The sequence below is a fragment of the Candidatus Parvarchaeota archaeon genome (genome assembly GCA_016866895.1).
In the GTDB taxonomy this organism is placed as follows: Archaea; Micrarchaeota; Micrarchaeia; order Anstonellales; family VGKX01; genus VGKX01.
In genome coordinates, this window is record VGKX01000172.1 from 1 (window position 1) to 2376 (window position 2376).

The 2376-nt window shown below is 47.7% G+C and carries 4 protein-coding genes; all 4 read left to right on the forward strand.

Annotation, left to right across the window (positions count from 1 at the left end; genetic code table 11):
• Positions 1-27: 27 nt before the first annotated feature.
• A complete protein-coding gene (locus tag FJZ26_05585; protein ID MBM3229879.1) occupies positions 28-339 on the forward strand; it encodes a hypothetical protein in 312 nt (103 codons plus the stop codon).
• A gap of 196 nt (positions 340-535) precedes the next feature.
• Positions 536-817: a hypothetical protein gene (locus tag FJZ26_05590; GenBank protein MBM3229880.1), complete on the forward strand. Its 282-nt coding sequence runs from the start codon at positions 536-538 to the stop codon at positions 815-817.
• Positions 814-1113 carry a phage tail assembly chaperone gene (locus FJZ26_05595; GenBank protein MBM3229881.1) on the forward strand — a complete coding sequence of 100 codons (300 nt, stop codon included), beginning with the start codon at positions 814-816 and terminating at the stop codon, positions 1111-1113. The genes FJZ26_05590 and FJZ26_05595 overlap by 4 nt, the downstream gene beginning before the upstream one ends.
• A 28-nt stretch (positions 1114-1141) precedes the next feature.
• A partial coding sequence (locus FJZ26_05600; GenBank protein MBM3229882.1) for a hypothetical protein occupies positions 1142-2376 on the forward strand: 1235 nt, incomplete at its 3' end.

Sequence of the window (2376 nt, forward strand, 5' to 3'; positions counted from 1 at the left end):
GCAACAATCAGTTATAGCCGTGATGTATTGGAAGCGGCAAGCAATTGCAACCCTACCGGCAAAGAAGCGGGGGCTTTGGATGCTGAAGTATCAGCCAATGGCCTGAGCGAACTAGCAGCCAGCACGGTGGCCGTATCATTCAAGGAGTTGGAGGGCTACATGGTTGCACCGCCTGCAATCTTCAAAGTTCGTGTGGCGGGTACTACGTACAGCGATACCGCCAACCGATACACCGAAGGCAATGCAATCATTACGAGCTTGGAGGAAAACGGAGTTACAGAAGATATTGTAACATTCAGCGTCACCTTCAACTTGAAGGATATTGATTTAACACCCTAATTGAATAGATTAAAACGCTTGACCAAGGAATCGGGGCTTTGGTCGGGTGTGTGTTCCCGGACATGGCCGACCCGTCCCCGATGACGGGCGGCTATTGTTATTTAATATCATGACACACATTGAATTTCTAGGAAAGAAAAGGCAGGTAAGATTTAGCTTGTATGCCTTGCAACAGATGGCCCAACTAAGGGAGAAAATGACAGACAGCAACGAAACGGGGGATGTTGCCCTATTGGTGTATTGTGGTTTGCTTGGCGGGTGCCGTGCAGAACTACAAACGCCCGATTTCAGTTTCGGGGATGTGGAGGATGAAATTGCAGACATGCTATTGGCGGGGGATGATGGGGCCAAGCAATTGGAGGAAGTGAGCCAAGAGTTAACCCGTTCAACCGCTTATCAATCCATTATCAAGGCAGCGAATGAGGTGACAAACGAACCGCCTAAAAAAAAAGCAGTCAAGAAGAAGCAAGCGAAATGATGCGTTTGGGCTTGGGAGTGATCGGGCTACCGCCTGAGATATTTTGGAACTTAGAAAGTAACGAATGGCAGGCCACCTGCGAAGGGTGGTTGATGCGTGACGCAAAGGAAACGGAACGAGCGAGAACGATTGCCCACTTTATCAGTGCATTAGGAGGCAAGCCGGTGCCAAGGCATGATATTTTTCCCGTGTGGTATGATAATTTGCCCAAGGATGTTGATATACAGGACTTCAAGGAAAGACAAAGGGAACTAATCGAACAAGCGGCAAGAATGAACATGATGCAGGCAAAATAAGCCTGCATTTTTATTTTAACTTTGAGTTATGGCAACAGTCAACGAGTTAACGGTCAAGATTTCAGCGGATGTAAAAACCGCTATTGATGGCCTGAATAAGGCAACGGACAGCCTAAAAGATTTTGGAGCAAACGGGGCCAAGTCAATCAGCGAGGTGAATGCAGCACTAGCGGAACTGAGAAAGCAGCGCAACATTGCAACCACTTCGGAGGAAGTTAACAGGCTGAATAAAGCAATTAAGGACTTATCAGCAGAAGCGGCAAGGCTAAGGAAGCCAGCGGAGGAACTAGGAAAAAAAATACTTCCACAAGTCGCACAGGGCAGCAGTCAGGCAAACTTTGCCCTAACCAACACGGGCCGAGTATTACAAGATTTGCCATTCGGAGCTATTGGCGTGGCGAACAACTTGGAGCCGTTGGTTCAGTCATTCGTACAATTACGCAAAGAATCGGGAAGCGTCAAGGGTGCTATAAGTGCATTGGCAGGTAGCTTGCTTGGCGGTGGTGGCTTGGTGCTGGCTATCAGTCTTGTTTCCGCTGGTTTATCATTGTGGGGTCAAAGGCAACAGAAGTTAAACAGGGAAGCCAAAGAAGGAGCGGAGCAGGCGAACAAGTACGCAGAAGAATTGGCAAAGGAGCGGGTGCAGTTGGATCTGTTGTTCAAGGCTGCAACCTCCGCTAATGTGCCATTATCCAAGCGGAAAGAAGCAATAAAAGAATTACGCAGCCAATACGGTGAATACCTAAAAGATTTCAGCAATGAAGAAATTTTAGCAGGCAAGGCGGCAAGTGCATACAACCAATTAGCTAACGCAATCACGCAGGCTGCAAGGGCTAGGGCGTTGCAGGAAAGAATCACCGAGAACGAGCGCAAAGCGTTGGAATTAGAGATAAAAGCAACAGAAGAAGCGTTGGCGGTACGCAATAAGGCCAACGCCCAAAAGAATGAAACGATACGAATTTCAGGCGGTGTGGGTGCTGCCGTTGAGGTGGAGGTAAAGGCGGTTGACAAGCAGCGGGATATTTACAGGCAAGGGGCAAAGGCGATAAGAGATTACACCAATGAGGCAAAGGAACTAAGGGAAGAAAACCTAAGACTTGCGAACCAATACACTAAGACTTTACCGGCTGCATTCACGGCAACCGAGAAAGCACAAAAAAGTCAATCAGAAAAAGCGAAAAAGAGCGCAAAGGAAACTTCTGCATTTTTTGGAACGCTTGGCACTAAGGACTTGCCAAAAGTTACCAGCGGAATTGATAAACT

Excerpts from the sequence above, each read along its gene's own strand:
- FJZ26_05590 (MBM3229880.1), top strand. The coding sequence starts at position 536 with ATGACAGACAGCAACGAAACGGGGGATGTTGCCCTATTGGTGTATTGT.
- FJZ26_05595 (MBM3229881.1), top strand. The coding sequence starts at position 814 with ATGATGCGTTTGGGCTTGGGAGTGATCGGGCTACCGCCTGAGATATTT.